The sequence below is a fragment of the Pseudomonas farris genome (genome assembly GCF_019145235.1).
Taxonomy (GTDB): domain Bacteria; phylum Pseudomonadota; class Gammaproteobacteria; order Pseudomonadales; family Pseudomonadaceae; genus Aquipseudomonas; species Aquipseudomonas farris.
The window spans coordinates 215,654-235,114 of sequence record NZ_JAHSTV010000011.1 but is presented as its reverse complement, the minus strand read 5'-3'; the positions used below and the strand labels follow the sequence as shown (position 1 = coordinate 235,114).

The 19,461-nt window shown below is 59.8% G+C and carries 22 protein-coding genes and 1 pseudogene; 13 read left to right on the top strand and 10 right to left on the bottom strand.

Going from position 1 to position 19,461, the window contains the following annotated elements; genetic code table 11:
- Window positions 1-5: 5 nt before the first annotated feature.
- Together KVG95_RS23235 and fliK are read right to left on the bottom strand one after the other, a co-directional pair.
- On the bottom strand, window positions 6-335 hold the full coding sequence (locus KVG95_RS23235; RefSeq protein ID WP_217858097.1) for an EscU/YscU/HrcU family type III secretion system export apparatus switch protein: 330 nt from the start codon (window positions 333-335) through the stop codon (window positions 6-8).
- Window positions 332-1,906 carry a flagellar hook-length control protein FliK gene (gene fliK, locus KVG95_RS23230; protein ID WP_217858096.1) on the bottom strand — a complete coding sequence of 525 codons (1,575 nt, stop codon included), beginning with the start codon at window positions 1,904-1,906 and terminating at the stop codon, window positions 332-334. The genes KVG95_RS23235 and fliK overlap by 4 nt, the downstream gene beginning before the upstream one ends.
- Window positions 1,907-2,103: 197 nt before the next feature.
- Here fliK and ccmA point away from each other — a divergent pair, with 197 nt between their 5' ends.
- From ccmA to KVG95_RS23180, 10 genes are all read left to right on the top strand, one after another.
- A complete protein-coding gene (gene ccmA, locus KVG95_RS23225; RefSeq protein ID WP_030131760.1) occupies window positions 2,104-2,739 on the top strand; it encodes a cytochrome c biogenesis heme-transporting ATPase CcmA in 636 nt (211 codons plus the stop codon).
- On the top strand, window positions 2,736-3,404 hold the full coding sequence (gene ccmB, locus KVG95_RS23220; protein ID WP_008072659.1) for a heme exporter protein CcmB: 669 nt from the start codon (window positions 2,736-2,738) through the stop codon (window positions 3,402-3,404). The genes ccmA and ccmB overlap by 4 nt, the downstream gene beginning before the upstream one ends.
- A gap of 78 nt (window positions 3,405-3,482) precedes the next feature.
- On the top strand, window positions 3,483-4,238 hold the full coding sequence (locus tag KVG95_RS23215; protein ID WP_050682130.1) for a heme ABC transporter permease: 756 nt from the start codon (window positions 3,483-3,485) through the stop codon (window positions 4,236-4,238).
- On the top strand, window positions 4,235-4,411 hold the full coding sequence (gene ccmD, locus KVG95_RS23210) for a heme exporter protein CcmD (RefSeq protein ID WP_007894243.1): 177 nt from the start codon (window positions 4,235-4,237) through the stop codon (window positions 4,409-4,411). The genes KVG95_RS23215 and ccmD overlap by 4 nt, the downstream gene beginning before the upstream one ends.
- Window positions 4,408-4,863 carry a cytochrome c maturation protein CcmE gene (ccmE, locus tag KVG95_RS23205; protein WP_008026817.1) on the top strand — a complete coding sequence of 152 codons (456 nt, stop codon included), beginning with the start codon at window positions 4,408-4,410 and terminating at the stop codon, window positions 4,861-4,863. The genes ccmD and ccmE overlap by 4 nt, the downstream gene beginning before the upstream one ends.
- A 3-nt stretch (window positions 4,864-4,866) precedes the next feature.
- On the top strand, window positions 4,867-6,855 hold the full coding sequence (locus KVG95_RS23200) for a heme lyase CcmF/NrfE family subunit (RefSeq protein ID WP_217858095.1): 1,989 nt from the start codon (window positions 4,867-4,869) through the stop codon (window positions 6,853-6,855).
- A complete protein-coding gene (locus KVG95_RS23195) occupies window positions 6,852-7,388 on the top strand; it encodes a DsbE family thiol:disulfide interchange protein (protein ID WP_052966781.1) in 537 nt (178 codons plus the stop codon). Before KVG95_RS23200 ends, KVG95_RS23195 begins: the two co-directional genes overlap by 4 nt.
- Complete coding sequence (locus KVG95_RS23190) at window positions 7,385-7,858, top strand: cytochrome c-type biogenesis protein (protein ID WP_007894247.1); 474 nt, start codon at window positions 7,385-7,387, stop codon at window positions 7,856-7,858. Before KVG95_RS23195 ends, KVG95_RS23190 begins: the two co-directional genes overlap by 4 nt.
- Entirely contained in the window at window positions 7,851-9,053 is a 1,203-nt protein-coding gene (gene ccmI / locus KVG95_RS23185) for a c-type cytochrome biogenesis protein CcmI (RefSeq protein ID WP_217858094.1), read from the top strand. The genes KVG95_RS23190 and ccmI overlap by 8 nt, the downstream gene beginning before the upstream one ends.
- 14 nt (window positions 9,054-9,067) lie before the next feature.
- Entirely contained in the window at window positions 9,068-9,472 is a 405-nt protein-coding gene (locus KVG95_RS23180; protein WP_217858093.1) for a hypothetical protein, read from the top strand.
- A gap of 56 nt (window positions 9,473-9,528) precedes the next feature.
- Here the strand turns inward: KVG95_RS23180 and KVG95_RS23175 are convergent.
- Window positions 9,529-10,092, bottom strand: a pseudogene (locus tag KVG95_RS23175) (VapC50 family PIN domain-containing toxin); the annotation flags it as partial.
- 13 nt (window positions 10,093-10,105) lie between these two features.
- On the bottom strand, window positions 10,106-10,567 hold the full coding sequence (locus KVG95_RS23170; RefSeq protein ID WP_217858091.1) for a helix-turn-helix domain-containing protein: 462 nt from the start codon (window positions 10,565-10,567) through the stop codon (window positions 10,106-10,108).
- A 249-nt stretch (window positions 10,568-10,816) separates the two neighbouring features.
- On the opposite strand from KVG95_RS23170, the gene KVG95_RS23165 reads away from it, so the two are divergent.
- Both KVG95_RS23165 and KVG95_RS23160 read left to right on the top strand, forming a co-directional pair.
- Window positions 10,817-11,029 carry a type II toxin-antitoxin system HicA family toxin gene (locus KVG95_RS23165; protein ID WP_217858090.1) on the top strand — a complete coding sequence of 71 codons (213 nt, stop codon included), beginning with the start codon at window positions 10,817-10,819 and terminating at the stop codon, window positions 11,027-11,029.
- Window positions 11,029-11,433 carry a type II toxin-antitoxin system HicB family antitoxin gene (locus tag KVG95_RS23160; protein ID WP_217858089.1) on the top strand — a complete coding sequence of 135 codons (405 nt, stop codon included), beginning with the start codon at window positions 11,029-11,031 and terminating at the stop codon, window positions 11,431-11,433. The genes KVG95_RS23165 and KVG95_RS23160 overlap by 1 nt, the downstream gene beginning before the upstream one ends.
- Window positions 11,434-11,546: 113 nt before the next feature.
- Here the strand turns inward: KVG95_RS23160 and KVG95_RS23155 are convergent, their stop codons facing one another.
- The gene (locus KVG95_RS23155) at window positions 11,547-12,752 is read right to left on the bottom strand and encodes an MFS transporter (protein WP_217858088.1); all 1,206 of its coding nucleotides are present in this window, start codon (window positions 12,750-12,752) and stop codon (window positions 11,547-11,549) included.
- A 236-nt stretch (window positions 12,753-12,988) separates the two neighbouring features.
- Between KVG95_RS23155 and KVG95_RS23150 the strand changes: the two genes are divergently transcribed.
- Window positions 12,989-13,618: a hypothetical protein gene (locus KVG95_RS23150; protein ID WP_217858087.1), complete on the top strand. Its 630-nt coding sequence runs from the start codon at window positions 12,989-12,991 to the stop codon at window positions 13,616-13,618.
- Window positions 13,619-13,704: 86 nt separating this feature from the next.
- Here the strand turns inward: KVG95_RS23150 and KVG95_RS23145 are convergent, their stop codons facing one another.
- From KVG95_RS23145 to KVG95_RS23125, 5 genes are all read right to left on the bottom strand, one after another.
- Window positions 13,705-14,703 carry a sulfate ABC transporter substrate-binding protein gene (locus KVG95_RS23145; protein WP_217858086.1) on the bottom strand — a complete coding sequence of 333 codons (999 nt, stop codon included), beginning with the start codon at window positions 14,701-14,703 and terminating at the stop codon, window positions 13,705-13,707.
- A gap of 106 nt (window positions 14,704-14,809) precedes the next feature.
- Window positions 14,810-15,634: an ion transporter gene (locus tag KVG95_RS23140; RefSeq protein WP_123360178.1), complete on the bottom strand. Its 825-nt coding sequence runs from the start codon at window positions 15,632-15,634 to the stop codon at window positions 14,810-14,812.
- A gap of 21 nt (window positions 15,635-15,655) precedes the next feature.
- A complete protein-coding gene (locus tag KVG95_RS23135) occupies window positions 15,656-16,570 on the bottom strand; it encodes an urea transporter (RefSeq protein WP_217858085.1) in 915 nt (304 codons plus the stop codon).
- Window positions 16,571-16,698: 128 nt separating this feature from the next.
- Window positions 16,699-18,114 carry a pyruvate kinase gene (gene pyk / locus KVG95_RS23130; RefSeq protein ID WP_217858084.1) on the bottom strand — a complete coding sequence of 472 codons (1,416 nt, stop codon included), beginning with the start codon at window positions 18,112-18,114 and terminating at the stop codon, window positions 16,699-16,701.
- A complete protein-coding gene (locus KVG95_RS23125) occupies window positions 18,104-19,384 on the bottom strand; it encodes a glycerate kinase type-2 family protein (RefSeq protein WP_052966769.1) in 1,281 nt (426 codons plus the stop codon). Before KVG95_RS23125 ends, pyk begins: the two co-directional genes overlap by 11 nt.
- Window positions 19,385-19,461: the final 77 nt, after the last annotated feature.

The window sequence follows — 19,461 nt, the reverse complement described above, 5'->3', positions numbered from 1 at the left end:
AATCCTCAGTAATCGTCCCCTCGATCGGTGACATCCTTCTCTACCATCACCGCTTCCAGATCATGCCCTGCCGGAAACTTACCCTTCAAATTCCACGCAAACGCAATAATCTCGGCAATCGTGCGATACAACTCCTCGGGAATACTCTCCCCCAATTCCATCCGCGCCAGCAGTTTCACCAGCTCGGCGTTTTCGTAGATCGGCACTTCATAATCACGGGCAATCTGCAGAATGGCTTCGGCCAATTCCTCATCACCTTTCGCCGTGAGGGTAGGGGCGTGGCTGCCGTCGTATTTGAGGGCGATGGCTTGGCGCGGTGCGGTGGATTTGTTCATGCGGTTTCGTCGACCCAGCGTTGTTCGAGGCGGGTTTGAGGGCCTTGCGGCGGTGTGCCGAGGTGGCAATCCAGATCGCCGACGTTCAGGCCTGACGCCAGCAGGCGTTCGCGCAGCCCGGCCAGATTGCTTTCGATCAGGCTCGCGGTGTACGGCCGCTCGGCCCACAACTGACTGGAGAGACTGCCTTTGATCAGCTGTGCCTGAATCTGCAACGGTCCTAACGGCTCCATGTCGAACGCCAGATCGACTCGCCACAATTGTTGCTTGGGTTCGCGTTCGTCGCGGCGTTCGTGCGGTTGTTCTTTCTCGGGCGCTTCTTCGCGCTGGAATTTGACCTGCAACGGCACGATGTCCTGCAGGTTGCGCATGGGGATTTCCAGTTGCCAGGTACTGAGCAGGCGACCGTCGTCGGTGAGGCCGGTCTGTTCCAGGCTCGACAGTTGATGGCTTTGCAGACGCGAGACGGCCGCTGCTGCCAGGCGCAGCAAATGTTCCAGATCGCCTTCACCGTCCTGACTTTGCAGCAGACGCTCGGGGAGCGGAAAACTGGTCGGCAATGGTTTGGCGCTGACTTGTCCCAGCATGCCCAAAGCGCTGCGCACGAAGTTCGGCATGGCCTGGGCCAGTGTGTTGGCGGCAATGATTGCGTTGAGATTGGTGTTGGCCGGTAGCCCCGGCGTCAGTTGTGCGATCAGTTTGAGCAGGTCGCCTTTCATGTCAGGCGTCAGCGTCGGGTTTTGTCCAGTCAGCAGTTTCGTTTCAAGGAACAGGCCGCTGTTGGCCAGCGCTTGGGCCAGGCCTTTGGGCGTGCTCAGTTGCTGAACATCCGGCAGGCCGGTGAGCAATTTGTCCACGGCGGCGCGCAGGTCGCTGGAGGTCTGATCCGACGGCGGCAGGTTCTGCAGGAGTTTGAGCAAGCCATCCAGAGAGCCCTGGCGACTTTGCTGGTTGACCAATTGCTGCGTCACCGCCAACTGTTCCTGGCGGCTGCTCAATGGGACGAATTTCAGGGTCTGGGTGTCTTGCACCAGGGCGCTCAGCAACGTACCGATGCGCAGTGGCGTCGGGCTGTCGATGCTCAGCGTGCTGCCGCTCAGCGCCGTGTTGAGCAGGCTCACCATCGAGCGAAACACCGTCGGCTGGCCCGGCACCTGCGGCATTACCTGAGAGGTCAGCACTTTGCCTTGCAGCAAGGTGCCGACCGGCAGTTGCGCCGTGTCGATGCGGGTGAGGGTCGCGATGCTGGAGGCGATGGCCTGTTGCACCGTGACTGCCAGGTTGCCCGCTGAAGGTTGAGTGATCGCCAGGCTGGTGCCCTGAGGCAACGGCTGAGTACTGGTGGCCTGGACCGTGGTCTGTCGGCCGCTGTCGAGGGTGACTTTGAGCAACAGCTGAAAGGTCTGATCCGTCTGCTTGAGCGAGAGCACTTCAGCCTTGGCGGTTTGCCCAACGGAAATCAGGCCCTCCATCGGCGTCAGCAGCTTGAGTAGCTCACCACTCACCACCAGCGGCCGCGAAGTCGCGGGCGTGGTCTGCGGCAGCGGAAGGATGTTCATTTCGCCTGTCATATGCGGTCACAACCTGTGGAAATTGCGCTCTTTAGAGTCGGGCATGGCATGTATAATGCCGCTCCGTTGCACCTGGGCGCTGAAAACATTGCAATTGATTGACGCAGCTCTCTAAAACGGGCCGCCAATGCATCTATCCTGCATCTCTTTAGCGGCCGCTCCACTGCCGACTTGAACCGCAAAAGGCCCGTGATCTCTTGACCAGTCCTGTCCTGCAAACCGTTGCCCTTGCCTGTGAGCGAGACCTTCGGCTGCTCTTCGAAAATCTCGAATTGAGACTGGCCAGTGGCGAAATGTTGCAAATCAGCGGCCCCAACGGCAGTGGCAAAACCAGCCTTTTACGCCTGCTATGCGGTTTGATGCACCCGACCGCCGGTCAAGTATTGCTAAACGGCCAGCCATTGCACGAGCAACGTAGCGAACTGGCGCGAAACCTGTTGTGGATCGGCCATGCCGCCGGCATCAAGGATTTGCTGACCCCTGAGGAAAACCTCAGTTGGCTCTGCGCCTTGCATCAACCGGCCTCCCATGAGGCGATCTGGCAGGCGCTGACGGCGGTGGGGCTGCGCGGTTTCGAGGATGTTCCCTGTCACACCCTGTCGGCCGGCCAGCAACGTCGCGTGGCCTTGGCGCGGTTATACCTGGACAGCCCGCCGCTGTGGATTCTCGATGAGCCGTTCACCGCGCTCGACAAACAAGGCGTGGCGCAACTCGAAGAACACCTGGCGGCGCATTGCGAGCGGGGTGGCATGGTGGTGCTGACCACTCATCACACGCTGACCCGGATGCCGGCCGGCTATCGCGACATTGATTTGGGGAACTGGGCCGTATGAGTGTATTCGGCCTGTTGGTCGCCCGCGAGGCCCGTTTGCTGTTCCGCCGCCCTGCCGAATTGGCGAATCCACTGGTGTTCTTCGCCATCGTCGTCTCTTTGTTCCCGTTGGCGGTCGGCGCCGGGCCTCAATTGTTGCAAACCTTGTCCCCGGGGCTGGTCTGGGTGGCAGCACTTTTATCGGTCTTGCTCTCGCTGGACGGGCTCTTTCGCAGTGATTTCGAAGACGGATCGCTTGAACAGTGGGTCCTTTCGCCGCACCCCCTGCCTATTCTGGTTTTGGCCAAGGTGCTGGCACACTGGGCGTTCTCCGGCCTGGCGCTGGTGTTGCTCGCACCCTTGCTGGCGTTGATGCTGGGTTTGCCTGCCGCCTGTCTGCCGGTGTTGCTGCTTTCTTTATTGCTGGGTACACCGGTGCTGAGCCTGCTCGGTGCGGTGGGCGCGGCGTTGACGGTAGGATTGAAGCGCGGCGGCTTGTTGCTGGCGTTGCTGATTCTGCCGCTGTACATCCCGGTCTTGATTCTCGGCAGTGGCGCCTTGCAGGCAGCATTGCAGGGCATGCCGGCGACCGGATATCTCTTGTGGCTTGGTAGCCTGACCGCCCTGGCGATAACCCTGACACCTTTTGCAATCGCTGCTGGCCTGAAGATCAGCGTCGGCGAATAATGAGGTCTGATCAAATTTTGATCAGTAAAGACCCTTCGCTGCTCGTGATGACGAACAGCAACCGTGATGGAAACAGCAATGAACTGGACCTGGTTTCATAAGCTCGGCTCACCCAAATGGTTTTACGGTATCAGTGGCAAACTGTTGCCATGGCTGAGCGTCGCGGCGTTGCTGCTGATTAGCGTCGGTGTGGTTTGGGGGTTGGCCTTCGCGCCGCCGGACTACCAGCAAGGCAACAGCTTTCGGATCATCTATATCCACGTCCCGGCCGCCATGTTGGCGCAGTCCATTTACGTGATGCTGGCCGTGTGCGGCATCGTCGGGCTGGTCTGGAAGATGAAGCTGGCCGACGTCGCCCTGCAATGCGCCGCGCCGATCGGTGCCTGGATGACCGCCGTGGCGCTGGTCACCGGCGCGATCTGGGGCAAACCGACCTGGGGTTCGTGGTGGGTCTGGGATGCGCGACTTACGTCCATGCTTATTCTGCTGTTTCTGTACTTCGGTCTTATTGCGCTCGGCAACGCCATCAGCAATCGTGACAGCGCGGCCAAGGCCTGCGCGGTGCTGGCGATCGTCGGCGTGATCAACATCCCGATCATCAAATACTCGGTGGAGTGGTGGAACACCCTGCACCAGGGCGCGACCTTCACGCTCACCGAAAAACCGGCGATGCCAGTCGAAATGTGGCTGCCACTGCTGCTGACGGCGCTGGGTTTTTACTGTTTCTTCGGCGCGGTGCTGTTGCTGCGCATGCGCCTTGAAGTGCTCAAGCGCGAAGCCCGGGCAAGCTGGGTGAAAACCGAAGTGCAGAACAGTCTGGAGACCGCTCGATGAGTTTCGCTTCATTCGGCGACTTTCTCGCCATGGGCCATCACGGCCTGTATGTCTGGTCAGCCTACGGCATTAGCCTGGCGGTGCTGGCCCTTAACGTGGCGGCGCCGATCCTGGCCCGCAAGCGGTATCTGCAACAAGAGGCGCGTCGTCTGCGCCGGGAGAACGGCAAGTGAATCCGCTGCGTAAAAAGCGTCTTATCATCATTCTCGCGATCCTGGTCGGAGTCGGCGCTGCTGTCGGCCTGGCCCTGAGCGCCCTGCAGCAAAACATCAATTTGTTTTACACCCCGACCCAGATCGCCAACGGCGAAGCGCCGCAAGACACGCGCATTCGTGCGGGTGGCATGGTCGAGAAAGGTTCGCTGCAACGTTCCGGCGATTCCCTGGACGTGAAATTCATCGTCACCGACTTCAACAAATCCGTGACTATCAGCTACCGCGGCATCCTGCCGGACCTGTTCCGTGAAGGGCAGGGCATTGTCGCCCTCGGCAAGCTCAATGCTGACGGCGTGGTAGTGGCCGACGAAGTACTGGCCAAGCACGACGAGAAGTACATGCCGCCGGAAGTGACCAAGGCTTTGAAAGACAGTGGTCAATCTGCTCCAACGCCCGCGAAGGAGGGTTGATCGATGACGTCCGCAATCTTTATCCCCGAACTCGGCCACCTGGCCATGATCCTCGCGCTGTGTTTCGCGCTGGTTCAAGCCGTGGTGCCGTTGCTCGGTGCCTGGCGTGGCGACCGTTTGTGGATGAGCCTGGCCCAGCCGGCCGCATGGGGACAGTTCGCGTTTCTGCTATTCGCTTTCGGTTGCCTGACTTACGCGTTCATGGCGGATGATTTCTCCGTTGCTTACGTGGCCAGCAACTCCAACAGCGCCTTGCCGTGGTACTACAAATTCAGCGCCGTCTGGGGCGCTCATGAAGGTTCGTTGCTGCTGTGGGCACTGATCCTCGGCGGCTGGACCTTCGCGGTGTCGGTGTTCTCCCGACAATTGCCGCAAGTGATGCTGGCTCGCGTATTGGCAGTGATGGGCATGATCAGCACCGGCTTCCTGCTGTTCCTGATCCTGACGTCCAACCCGTTCGCCCGAATCCTGCCGCAGATGCCGACGGATGGGCGCGACCTCAATCCACTGCTGCAAGACATCGGCCTGATCGTTCACCCGCCGATGCTGTACATGGGCTATGTCGGTTTCTCTGTGGCGTTTGCTTTCGCCATTGCCGCGCTGCTGGGCGGTCGTCTCGACGCGGCGTGGGCGCGCTGGTCGCGTCCGTGGACCATCGTGGCCTGGGCTTTCCTCGGTATCGGTATTACGTTGGGCTCCTGGTGGGCCTACTACGAACTCGGCTGGGGTGGCTGGTGGTTCTGGGACCCGGTCGAAAACGCATCCTTCATGCCTTGGCTGGTGGGCACGGCGCTGATTCACTCGTTGGCGGTCACGGAAAAACGTGGGGTGTTCAAGAGCTGGACGGTGCTGCTGGCCATCGCCGCGTTTTCGTTGAGTTTGCTAGGGACCTTCCTTGTGCGTTCCGGCGTGCTGACCTCGGTTCACGCCTTTGCGTCCGACCCCGAGCGCGGTGTGTTCATCCTGATCTTCCTGCTGTTTGTGGTCGGTGGTTCGCTGACGCTGTTCGCTCTGCGCGCTCCGGTGGTCAAGAGCCATGTTGGTTTCAACCTCTGGTCCCGGGAAACCCTGCTGCTGGGCAATAACCTGGTGCTGGTGGTGGCCGCTTCGATGATCCTGCTCGGCACCTTGTATCCATTGATTCTCGATGCGATGACTGGCGCCAAGCTGTCGGTCGGCCCGCCGTACTTCAACGCGCTGTTCATTCCATTGATGGCGTTGCTGATGGTGGTGATGGCGGTCGGCATGCTGGTGCGCTGGAAAGACACCCCGGTCAAATGGCTGATGAGCATGTTGACCCCGGTGTTGCTTGGCAGCGCTGCGCTGGCCGTCGTGGCGGGCGTCGCTTACGGCGATTTCAATTGGGCAGTGCTGGCGACATTCATGCTGGCTGCCTGGGTGTTGCTGGCCGGTGTGCGGGATATCTTCGACAAGACACGTCACAAGGGCCTGATCAAAGGTCTGCCTACCCTGACTCGCAGCTATTGGGGCATGCAAGTCGCGCATTTGGGCATTGCCGTGTGCGCGCTGGGTGTCGTGTTGTCGAGCCAGAACAGTGCCGAGCGTGATCTGCGCCTGGCGCCGGGTGAGTCCATGAGCCTGGCCGGCTACCAATTTGTGTTCGAAGGCGCCAAGCACTTCGAAGGGCCGAACTTCACGTCCGACAAGGGCACCATCCGGGTGATCCGCGACGGCAAGGAAGTCAGCGTGCTGCACCCGGAAAAACGCCTGTACACCGTGCAAAATTCGGTGATGACCGAAGCCGGGATCGACGCCGGTTTCACCCGTGACCTTTACGTCGCATTGGGCGAACCGTTGGGCGAGGGCGCGTGGGCGGTCCGCGTGCACGTCAAACCGTTCGTGCGCTGGATCTGGTTTGGTGGGTTGCTTACGGGGCTCGGCGGGCTGCTGGCGGCGCTTGATCGCCGTTATCGGGTCAAGGTGAAAAGCCGCGTGCGTGAAGCGCTCGGCATGACGGGAGCCACCGCATGAGACGTTGGTTGATGCTGTTGCCACTGGCGATTTTTCTGGTGGTTGCTGTTTTTCTGTATCGGGGTCTGTACCTGGACCCGGCCGAGCTGCCTTCGGCGATGATCAACAAACCGTTCCCGGAGTTTTCGTTGCCTTCGGTGCAGGGTGACAAAACCCTGACCAAAGCGGACCTTCTGGGTAAACCGGCATTGGTCAACGTCTGGGGCACCTGGTGCATTTCCTGCCGGGTCGAGCACCCGGTGCTGAACAAACTGGCCGGGCAGGGCGTGGTGATCTACGGCGTCAACTACAAGGACGTCAACACCGATGCCTTGAAGTGGCTGGCCGAGTTCCACAACCCGTATCAACTGGACATCCGTGACGATGCCGGCACCCTGGGCCTGAACCTTGGCGTGTACGGCGCACCGGAAACCTTCTTCATCGACGCCAAGGGCATCATCCGCGACAAATTCGTCGGCGTGATCGACGAGCAAGTCTGGCGCGAAAAACTGGCGGCCAAGTATCAGGCGCTGGTCGACGAGGCCAAACCATGAAGCGCTGGATCGCCGCCGCCGTGCTGGGTTTGAGCATGGCCGGTGTGGCCCACGCGGCCATCGACACCTACGAGTTCGCCAAAGAAGGCGACCGTGAGCGCTTTCGCGAGCTGACCAAAGAGCTGCGTTGCCCCAAGTGCCAGAATCAGGACATCGCCGATTCCAACGCACCGATCGCCGCCGACCTGCGCAAAGAGATTTTTCGCATGCTTGGCGAGGGCAAGGACAACCAGCAGATCATCGATTTCATGGTCGACCGCTACGGTGACTTCGTCCGCTACAAACCTGCCCTGAACGCCAAAACTGCACTGCTCTGGTTCGGCCCCGCCGGCCTGTTGCTGGGCGGTTTTGTGATCATCGCCGTGATCGTCCGCCGTCGTCGCGTGCAACGCACTGACAGCCCGGACACGCTTTCTGCCGAGGAGCGCGAGCGCCTCGACCACCTGTTGGATAAAACCAAGAATGATTGATTTCTGGCTCGCTGCAGGCCTGCTGCTCCTGGTTGCCCTGAGTTTTCTGCTGATTCCCGTTCTGCGTGGTCGTCGTGCCCAGCTTGAAGAGGACCGCACGGCACTGAACGTCGCGCTTTATCAGGAGCGCGTGGCTGAGTTGCAGACTCAGCAGGAAGAGGGCGTGCTCAACGCCGAACAAATGGACACCGGCCGCGCCGAAGCTGCCCGTGAACTGCTCGCCGACACCGAAGGCGTCGAGGCGCCGCGCGTGTCGCGTCTGGGCAAGCCGTTGCCCTTGCTGGCGGCGATTCTGGTGCCGGTGCTGGGCCTTGGGCTGTACCTGCATTTCGGCGCCAGCGATAAAGTCGAGCTGACCCGCGAATTCGTCCAGGCGCCGCAGTCGATGGAAGAGATGACCCGTCGCCTGGAACGTGCGGTTGCCGCCCAACCGGATTCGGCCGAAGGTCTGTACTTCCTCGGCCGCACCTACATGGCTCAGGACCGTCCGGCCGATGCGGCGAAAATCTTCGAACGCACCGTGGCCCTGGCCGGTCGTCAACCGGAACTGCTCGGGCAATGGGCCCAGGCGCAATATTTCGCCGACGGCAAGAAGTGGTCGGACAAGGTTCAGGCCCTGACCGACGAAGCGCTGAAAGCTGATCCGAAAGAAGTCACCAGCCTCGGTCTGCTGGGCATCGCGGCCTTCGAAGGCGAGCGTTACCAAGACGCCATCGACTACTGGAATCGCCTGCTGGCGCAACTGCCGCCGGATGATAAATCCCGCGTCGCGCTGCAAGGTGGCATTACTCGCGCCGCCGAGAAACTCGAAGTCAGTGGTGGCAAGGTTGCCCAGGCGCCTGCGGCCAAAGCTGCAGCACTGCTCAAAGTGCAGGTCGATCTGGCGCCAGAGCTCAAAGCCAAGGTCCAACCGGGTGACAGCGTGTTCATTTTCGCCCGCGCCATTTCCGGCCCGCCCGCGCCGCTGGCCGCCAAGCGTCTGACTGTCGCCGACTTGCCGGCAACCGTCGAACTGGGTGATGCCGACGCCATGATGCCGCAGTTGAAACTGTCGAACTTCCCTGAAGTCCAACTGGTTGCGCGCATCTCCCGCGCTGGCCAACCGACTGCCGGCGAATGGATCGGTCGCAGCCAACCCTTGGCCACCAGCACCACCGCGCAACAAAAACTAATCATCGACAGTCCGGATAAATAACAGGAAACGCCACAATGACCGCCATCGCTCGTATCACTCTCCTCAGCATGGTTTTGGGGTTAAGCGCTTGTGCGGTCCAGCAGCCCGAGCCCACACGACTGCCGCCGATCCCGCCTTCGGGGCCAAGCACCAAACCGCCCCCGCCGACGGTACCGAGTAAACCAAGCACTCCGGTCAAACCGTCAAAACCCGTGCCGCGCACCTCCGCCAGCTTCGCCCCGCCACCGGGGGGCAACAGCCATTGGGACGCGAAACTCGGTGTTTACGTTCTCGATGATCAGACCAACACCTTCTACCGCCAGCGCACCTACTACCGCTGGAACAACGGCTGGAGCCGTTCGATCAGCCCGAACGGGCCGTGGGAAGAGACGAACATCAATGGCGTGCCGGGTGGGTTGGGACGGCAATTCGGGCAGTGAATGGAAACGGCGATCTGAGGATCGCCGTTTTGCTTTTTAGGGTTTGTGAGAGGCGATTAAAGAATCGCCCGATAATTGGTCAACGCCTTGCTCGACTGAATCAGGTCTTGGCGAAAGAGCAGATCAAGATAGGTACCGACATCCATTGGCGGCATCTTTAGCTGTTTGCGTTGCCGTTGTGCTGCCGCGACAACCGCTGCCGGGTCCAGGTCAAAGAGGTTATCGACGAACTCGTCAGGATGCTGGGCCTCGATGCCAAAAGGTCCGAGTGTTTCATCGGGAAAGTCTTTCTGATTAAAAGTCACAATGACACTGGCGTTGCAGCGTATGGCGGCAGCCAGAACATGCCGGTCATCGATGTCGGGCAATGTGAGCCCTTCGATCAGCTTTTCGTAACCGGATACGCAAGCATCGGGTATGGCCTGATCCATCAAGTCGGACGTGCGATCCAATTGCTCTGTTGTCAGGTCCGGACGGTTTTTCAACAGATTGCGCTTCCATTCGTTGTGTATCTCCAGTGACCATCGCGCCCGAAAACGTCCTGAGAGTGCTAGCCACATCAGAAAGTCTCTCAGGGGAGCTGGGTACAAAACACATGCGTCATATACAGCGGTAAAGGGGAGTGCCTCACTCCTATCCTGTCCTTAACGCTTGTGCTTGCTCGGCGAGAAGCGTCATTGCTTGCTCGCTGGCGGTGTCGCGCCGGTTTTTATAATCCATCAAATCGGCAAAGCGCACACGTCGGTGCTTGCCGGTTTTGTGGTAGGACAACTCGCCGGACTCCAGCAGTTTGATCAGGTGCGGGCGTGAGACATTGAGTAAGTCCGCCGCTTCCTGGGTGGTCAGTTCCGCATGAACCGGGACGACCTTTACCGCATTGCCTTCTGCCAATGCAGCGAGGATGTCGACCAGCAATCGAAGGGCTGAAGTGGGCAGTTCGACGCTGTGAGCTTCATTCTGTTCGTCGAAAATCTGGATGCATTGGGTTTCGAATTGAGTCGCGAGATAGGCCGCGAGGGCGCGCTGGCCTTCGATAGCGGCCTGAACTTCGCGCGCCATGGGCAGGTTGATCGGTGGGTGGATGATTAAGGACATGATGAAATTTCAACATTCTGAGTAGCGATGCTGGAAGGCTATTCGAATCAAACGAAAATCGCAATAAACGAAAAAAGAGCTTGTTTAAGGCTCTTTTAACAGCAAGGCCTGGACGTAATCCAGAGCCTTTGTAGGTCCGATCAAAATCACACCCTGTAAAACAACCGAGCGTCGCTATCCGGTTTTTTGTGCTTGAGTAAAAGTAACTCCAGGGTTATTTTTGTTTGAGCCGGAGCAAGGAGGCTGATGGTGCAGAGCAGGTTATTGATCAAGGAACTGATAGAGGCGGGCTGGGCACTGGAACGGGTCACCGGCAGTCATCACATCTTCACTCACCGTTACAACCCTTACACGATACCCGTCCCTCATCCGAAGAAGGATTTGCCGGTCGGGACGGTTAAAAGCATCAGGAGGCGAGCCGGGCTTTATTGCCCGGGAGCCAGTTTGGCAGGAGATCCATAATGCAATACCCAATCTGTATCGAGTGGGGCGACGAGAACACCGCCATCGGTATTCAGATCCCCGATATCCCAGGTGCCGTAACGGCCGGGGATACGTTTGAAGATGCTTACAACGCGGCGGTCGAAATTGCCCACATCATGCTGCAGGAGCTCATGGCAGGCGGGGAGTCAATTCCGATGCCGACCTCAGCGGCTGCGCACCGCGAGAATCCGGAATTTGCCGACATGGGGTGGGGGATGCTGGAACTCGACATCTCGCCGTATCTGGGCAAGACCGAGAAGGTCAATGTGACGCTGCCTGGCTACGTGATCCAGCGCATTGACCGCTATGTGCGAGAGCACAATGTCAAAAGCCGCTCCTCCTTTCTCGCGGATGCGGCGATGGAGAAACTGGTTCGGCCTTGAGTGGCATCAGTCGAATCGCCTTCGCGGGCAAGCCTCACACCTACATGTCTTGCATTACCCCTGTAGGAGCGAGCGGTGCGGCGATCCGACTTGCCCGCGAAGCTTTTAGCGTCCTAAGCCGTCGCCAACGAACGCCTCTGCGAAACACTCAAAAACCGCAACAACGCCAACAACGGAAACGCACTACCCACAATCACGATCCACAACCAGCCACCATGCTCATACACCGCGCTGGCCACCGAAGAACCAAACGCACCGCCGATGAAGATGCTGGTCATGTACAGCGCATTCAGACGGCCGCGGCTTTTAGCGTCGAGGGTGTAGACCGCGCGTTGGCCGAGGACCATGTTCATTTGCACGCAGAAATCCAGCACTACCCCTGTCACGGCCAGGCCGATAACGCTGTAGACCGGGTGGATGAAGGCGGGCAGGAAGCTCAGGCTGGCGAATAGCAGGGCCAGCAGCGAGGCGATGCGGGTATGGCCGGCATCGGCCAGTCGACCGGCGATGGGTGCGGCAATCGCGCCGATGGCGCCGACCAGGGCGAAGATCGCGATCTGGGTTTGCGACAAGCCATGATTACGCGACAGTTCCAGCGGTACTGCAGTCCAGAACAGACTGAAGGTGGCGAACATGCAGGCTTGATAAAACGCCCGTTGACGCAACACCGGCTGCTGACGCAACAGCGTCCAGAGCGAACCCAACAACTGGCCATAAGAAGCACTGTGATCAGGCTGGCGCTTGGGGATGGTCAGGGCCAGCACGATGCTGATGGCCGCCATCAATACCGCAGCGATGACGAACATCGCACGCCAGCCGAAGTGGTCGGCTATTACGCTGGACACCGGTCGAGCCAGCAGAATCCCCAGCAGTAAACCACCCATGATGCCGCCGACCACGCGGCCGCGTGATTCTTCCGGCGCCAGGTGGGCGGCCAGTGGAATCAGGATTTGCACCGACACCGAGCTGAACCCCACCAGCAACGAGATCAACAGAAACACATTCGGCTGATCGGTGAACGCGGCGCCCAGCAGACTGGCAATCGCCACCACGGTGGTGATGATCATCAAGCGGCGGTTTTCCAGCAGATCACCCAACGGCACCAGGAAGAACAGACCCAGCGCATAACCAATCTGCGTCAGCGAAACGATCAGGCTGGCCATGGTGTCGGTCAGGCCGATGTCCGGCGCGATCAGGCCGATGATCGGCTGGGCGTAGTAGATGTTGGCCACGATGGCGCCGCAGCAGAAGGCGAAGAGCAGCACCATGCCTCGGGTCATTGTCGCGGCACCGAGGGGCACCTGAGTCGTTGGATTCATAACGGGTCTCGTTGAACAAGAAGGAATGCGCAGAGGCTAATAGGCTGGCTAGAGCGGCGGAAGAGGGAATAGGGTGATAGTCATCATGCCTCTGAAGAATGATTGAGAGAGGCTGTTCATTTGGACCTTTGAATCGTCGGTCGCGATCGTCGCGTCCGATGATACATTCACTAACATCTTGTTCGATAGCGTGCTTATGTTCTCTCTTAACGCTTCATAAACCGGAAGGCACTTTCATGAATGCGATGTTCCGTCATCTGATCCGAGGCGCTTCAGCAGTCACCTTGATCACTGTGTTCGCGACAACCTTGGCTCAGGCCCAGGACGCGCCGGGTATGCGCATCGGTGTGCGCGGCGAGATTACCGGTATCAGCGCCGACATTCTGAAAGTCCACGTCAACAGCGGCGAAGACGTGGTGATCAACCTGACTAAAGACACCAAAGTCCGCGCCGTTACCGTGGCCAATATCGAAGACATCAAACCCGGCAGCTACATAGGCTCGGCTGCCGTGCCGCAGGAAGATGGTTCTCTCAAGGCCCTGGAAGTCCACGTGTTCCCACCGGAACTGGCCGGCAGCGGCGACGGCCATCGGCCCTTTGATCTGGTCAAGGGCAGCAGCATGACCAACGGCAGCGTGGGCGATCTGGTGGTCAGCAACGGCCGGGTTCTGACCGTCAACTACAAGGGCGGCCAGCAGAAAATTCTGGTGCCGGAGGATGTGCCGATCGTGAATCTGGTGCCGGGGGATCGGAGCTTGCTGAAGGTGGGCGTGAAGATCGTAACGTTCGTCACCCAAAGCGCCGACGGGACACTCACTGCCCAATCGGTTGCAGCGGGCAAGGACGGCATAACCCCGCCAATGTAACGGCATGACGCAACCCCCTCGCCACACAAGCATGCACCTACAAAAAAGGCGACCATTGCAGGTCGCCTTTTCGTTTGGCTCAGGAATTACTGACCGCTGTAAATCTGATCAAAAACCCCACCATCATTGAAGTGGGTCTTCTGCACCGTGCGCCAGTCACCAAAGGTCTTCTCCACCGAAAGGAAATCCACTTTCGGGAAGCGATCGGTGTACTTGGCCAATACCGCAGGATCACGGGGACGCAGGTAGTTGGCAGCCGCAATTTCCTGACCTTCAGGCGACCACAGGTACTTCAAATATTCCTCAGCGGCAGCGCGAGTGCCTTTTTTCTCGACCACTTTGTCGACCACAGACACTGGTGGCTCGGCCTCAGCGGAAACACTCGGGTAAATCACTTCAAACTGATCACGACCAAACTCACGCGCAATCATTTCCGCCTCGTTTTCGAAGGTCACCAGCACGTCGCCGATCTGGTTGGTCATGAACGTGGTGGTGGCTGCACGGCCGCCGGTATCCAGCACCGGTGCTTGTTTGAACAGTTTGCCGACGAAGGATTTTGCCGTGCTTTCGTCACCGCCATTTTTCAGCACGTAGCCCCAGGCCGAGAGGTAGGTGTAGCGGCCGTTGCCCGAGGTTTTCGGATTGGGGACGATCACTTGCACGCCGTCCTTGAGCAGGTCCGGCCAGTCTTTCAGGGCTTTCGGGTTGCCTTTGCGCACGATGAACACGGTGGCCGACGTGAATGGCGCGCTGTTGTTTGGCAGGCGCGTGACCCAGTTGTCCGGGACCAGTTTGCCGTTGTCCGCCAGGGCGTTGATGTCAGTGGCCATGTTCATGGTGATGACGTCAGCCGGCAGGCCATCGATCACTGAACGCGCCTGTTTGCTGGAACCGCCGAAGGACATCTGCAGCGTGATGTTTTCGTTGTGCTCGGCTTGCCAGTGTTTCTGGAAGGCAGCGTTGTAGTCCTTGTAGAAATCTCGCATCACGTCGTAGGAAACGTTAAGCAGGGTCGGTGCAGCCTGAGCCATGCTGCCCAAGGCCAGGCCAGCGGCCAGAAGTGAGGCGCCAAAGAGTTTTTTCACTGCGCATTCCTTGTTTTATCAAACATGTTCTATGGAAAGTGTTGGCAATTTGCCAGCGACTATAGCCGGGCTCGCATAGTCCTTTAAAGATTAAAAAGCACTTTGCTTATTCCAGTTTCTTGAACAGCGCATTGCCGCAACGGGAGCAAAATGCTGCGCCGTGTTCGTGACTGTTTTTCTGGCAGGTCGGGCAATCGTGTTGCAATTGTTCACCGCGCATGGCATTGGCCAATTCCGCGGTAAAGATCCCTGTTGGCACGGCGATGATCGAGTAACCGGTGATCATCACCAGCGATGAAACCACCTGACCCAACGGCGTCCTGGGCACGATGTCGCCAAAACCCACGGTAGTCAGCGTGACGATGGCCCAATAGATGCCTTTGGGGATGCTGGTGAAGCCGTGTTCCGGGCCTTCGATCACGTACATCAGAGTGCCGAACACCGTCACCAGGGTGCTGACGCTGAGCAGAAACACCACGATCTTCTGCTTGCTGCCGCGCAGAGCCGTCATCAAATAGTTGGCTTGCTTCAGATACGGGCTGAGCTTGAGCACGCGGAAAATCCGCAGCATCCGAATGATCCGGATGATCAGCAGGTACTGCGCATCGCTGTAATACAGCGCGAGAATGCCAGGCACGATCGCCAGCAAATCCACCAGCCCATAGAAGCTGAACGCGTAGCGCAGCGGCTTGGGCGAGCAGTACAGGCGCAGGCCGTACTCGATGGCGAAAACGACGGTGAAGCCCCACTCGATGTACGCCAGTATGTCGGCGTAGTTCTGGTGAACGCTGTCGATACTGTCCAGAATCACGATCACCAGGCTGGCGAGGATGATCAACAGCAGAATGCTGTCGAAGCGCCGGCCGGCCGGGGTATCGGATTGGAAGATGATGACGTAAAGCTCTTCACGCCAGTTTTTACTGCTGTCCATGGAAAACGCCTGAATCGAGAATCAGCGAAGCCTAGGTCGATTCTCCCCGGTAGCGCAAGGCGCGCTGTCTATGGCGGCCTGACGCAGCACCCGAATGCCTGCGCGAATCAGCCAGCAGGCGAGGATGAAAGGCGCGGTCAACATGGCCAGGCCGAGTGCGGCGAACCCCGGTGTGAGTAACACCGCCAGCAGGATTCCCAACAATGGCAGCCAAGGTTGGCGACGATTTTGGCTGAAGGCGAGGGCGGCGAGCACGGCGTTGTAGCCGCTCAAACCCTGCAGGGCGGTTAATGTTTCGTGATGCAGAAGGGCGAATCCAAGGCCGGCAACGGAGCCGAGCAGAGCCCACAGGAAGGCACGACGGTCAGCGATCAGCAAACCCGTGGCAATCAGAGCTCCAGCCAGCGGATGACCGAGAAACAGCACCTGACCGAGCCCTTTCAATGACGCGGCGAGCAAGTTGAGTGTGGTCATTTCGATCAGCGGCGCGGGTTGCTGGGGAGCGGCAAATGACAGTAGCAACCAGCTCATCCCGACGAAGGGCGCGGTATAGGCGGGAAGGCAATGATGATCGCGCGAACGCTTGAGCCATTGCTGGGTGAGCATCGCGCTCAGGCCCCCAGCGGCAATGATCAGCGGTGGCAACAGCGCTGACCATGGGAAATAAAGGCTCAGCAGCAGACCGAGCAGGATACCGTTGTAGCTGAACAGCCCGGCCTGACGATCAGCCTTGGTATACCCGCGACGTTGCGCGGTGAGCAACCCGGCGATCCCTCCCAGCAACGCACCGCCGAGCAGAGCGGGCGCGGTGAATAGAATCGCCAACAGAAACAGCAGACCGCACAGCGGATGGCGCTGGAGAAAGATTTGGCTGAAGCCATTGAGCAGGGCAGTGGCCCAGTCGGGGCAGTGGGTGTTGAAGTGGTTGGCAGGCATGATGGGGTCTGTGTGTCTGGGGGACCGAGTCGCCTGCTTCGCGAGCAAGCCCGCTCCCACATTGGTCTTGTGTCGAACACAGATTAAATGTGGGAGCGGGCTTGCTCGCGAAGAGGCCGGTACAGGCGCTAAATCAACGTCTCAATGCGCAACGAATTGGTCGACCCCGGCTGCCCGAACGGCACTCCCGCCGTGATCAACAACGTATCCCCCCGCTGAGCCATGCCCTGTGCCTGGGCAATCTCCAGCGCCGTCGAGCACACTTCATCCACCTGGCGCAGCCGATCATTGACCACCGAATGCACGCCCCACGCCACCGTCAAACGCCGCGCGGTTTGCAAGTTCGGTGTCAGGTTGAGGATCGGCACCGTCGGCCGTTCCCGCGCCGCCCGTAGACTCGACGTGCCGGATTCGCTGTAGTTAACCAACACCGCCACCGGCAACACGTTGCTGATGCGGCGGATGGCGCAGCTGATCGCGTCCGACACCGTGGCCTCGGCTTTCGGTCGGCTCACGTCGAGTTGGGTCTGATAGTCCGGGCCGTTTTCCACCTGACGGATGATCTTGCTCATCATCTGCACGGCTTCCAGCGGGTACTCACCGGACGCGGTTTCCGCCGACAGCATCACCGCGTCCGCACCTTCGGCCACCGCGTTAGCGACGTCAGTGACTTCGGCGCGGGTCGGGGCCGGGGAGAAGCGCATCGACTCCAGCATCTGCGTCGCCACCACCACCGGTTTGCCGAGTTGGCGGCAGGTGCTGATGATGTTTTTCTGAATCTGCGGCACGCTTTCGGCCGGGACTTCCACGCCCAAGTCACCGCGAGCGACCATGATCGCATCGCTCAATTCGGCGATTTCCCGCAGTTGAGTCACTGCCGATGGCTTCTCGATCTTCGCCATCAAATACGCCTTGTCGCCGATCAGTGCGCGGGCTTCGCGGATGTCTTCCGGGCGTTGCACGAACGACAGCGCGACCCAATCCACACCCAGCTCCAGACCGAAGCTCAAATCGCGACGATCCTTGGCGGTCAACGGGCTCAGGTCCAGCACCGCTTGCGGCACGTTGACGCCTTTGCGATCCGACAGCTCGCCGCCATTGAGCACCGTGGTGTCGATGGCGTCGGCGTACTTGGTCACCACCCGCAGGCGCAGCTTGCCGTCGTCCAGCAGCAGGTCCATGCCTGGCTCCAGCGCTGCGATGATTTCCGGGTGAGGCAGGTTGACCCGGCGCTCATCGCCCGGCGTCGAGTCCAGGTCCAGACGCAAGGCCTGACCGCGATGCAGCTGCACTTTGCCCTCGGCGAATTTGCCGACCCGCAGTTTCGGGCCTTGCAGGTCCATCAGAATCCCCAGCGGGTAATTCAGCTGACGCTCGACTTCACGAATCCATTGATAGCGCTGTGCATGGTCGGCGTGATCGCCGTGGCTGAAGTTCAGGCGAAAGATATTGACTCCGGCCTGTACCAGCTCACGGATGTCGTCGATTCCGTTGGTGGCCGGGCCAAGGGTGGCGAGGATTTTGACCTTCTTATCAGGCGTCATGTTTAGGGCTCTCGAGAATCAGGATGGCGCGGAAGTCGTTGACGTTGGTGCGGGTCGGCTCGGTGACGATCAGTGCATCCAGCGCGGCGAAATAGCCGTAGCCATTGTTGTTGTCCAGTTCATCGCTGGCGCTCAGGCCTAGGGCGGCGGCGCGGGCGTAGCTGTCCGGGGTCATGATGGCGCCGGCGTTGTCTTCCGAGCCGTCGATACCGTCGGTGTCACCCGCCAAGGCGTAGACGCCGGGCAGGCCTTTGAGGCTGTCGGTGAGACTCAGCAGGAATTCGGCGTTGCGCCCGCCACGGCCATTGCCGCGCACGGTGACGGTGGTTTCGCCGCCGGACAGAATCACGCACGGCGCTGCCAGCGGCTGGCCGTGCTGGACGATCTGCCGGGCAATGCCGGCGTGGACTTTCGCCACGTCTCGGGATTCACCTTCCAGGTCGCCGAGAATCAACGGACTGAAACCGGCCTGACGGGCTTTCACCGCTGCCGCTTCCAGCGATTGCTGTGGGCGTGCGATCAATTGGAAATGACTGCGGGCCAGGCTCGGATCGCCGGGTTTGACCGTTTCCGATTCCGGGTTTTGCAGCCAGGTGCGCACCGATGCCGGGACTTCGATGCCATAGCGCTTGAGGATCGCCAGCGCTTCGGCCGAGGTGCTCGGGTCGGCCACGGTGGGCCCGGACGCGATGACCGTGGCGAGATCGCCCGGTACATCGGAAATCGCATAGGTATAAACCGTGGCCGGCCAGCAGGCTTTGCCCAGACGACCGCCCTTGATTGCCGAGAGATGCTTGCGCACGCAATTCATCTCGCCGATGGTCGCACCGGATTTGAGCAGGGCTTTGTTGATCGATTGTTTGTCGGCGAGGGTGATGCCGGCGGCGGGCAAGGCGAGGAGGGCAGAGCCTCCGCCCGAGAGCAGGAAGATCACGCGGTCGTCTTCGCTGAGGTCGCTGACCAGTTCCAGCACCCGTTTCGCGACAGCCAAACCAGCAGCATCCGGCACCGGGTGCGCGGCTTCGACCACTTCGATTTTTTCGCACGGGGCGCCGTGGCCGTAACGGGTCACCACAAGACCCGACACTTCGCCGTGCCAGCAGCGCTCGACCACCTGGGCCATGGCGGCTGCGGCTTTACCGGCGCCGATGACGATCACCCGACCGCTGCGATCTTTGGGTAAATGGGCTTCGAGGACGTGCTGCGGATGGGCCGCGTCGATGGCTGTGGCAAACAGCTCGCGCAGCAGTTGTTGCGGATCGACCGACATGGCGGGCTCCCGGAATTCTTGTTATTGGAGGGCGACTCGGTTCCCTGTGGGAGCGAGCCTGCTCGCGATTCAGGCGC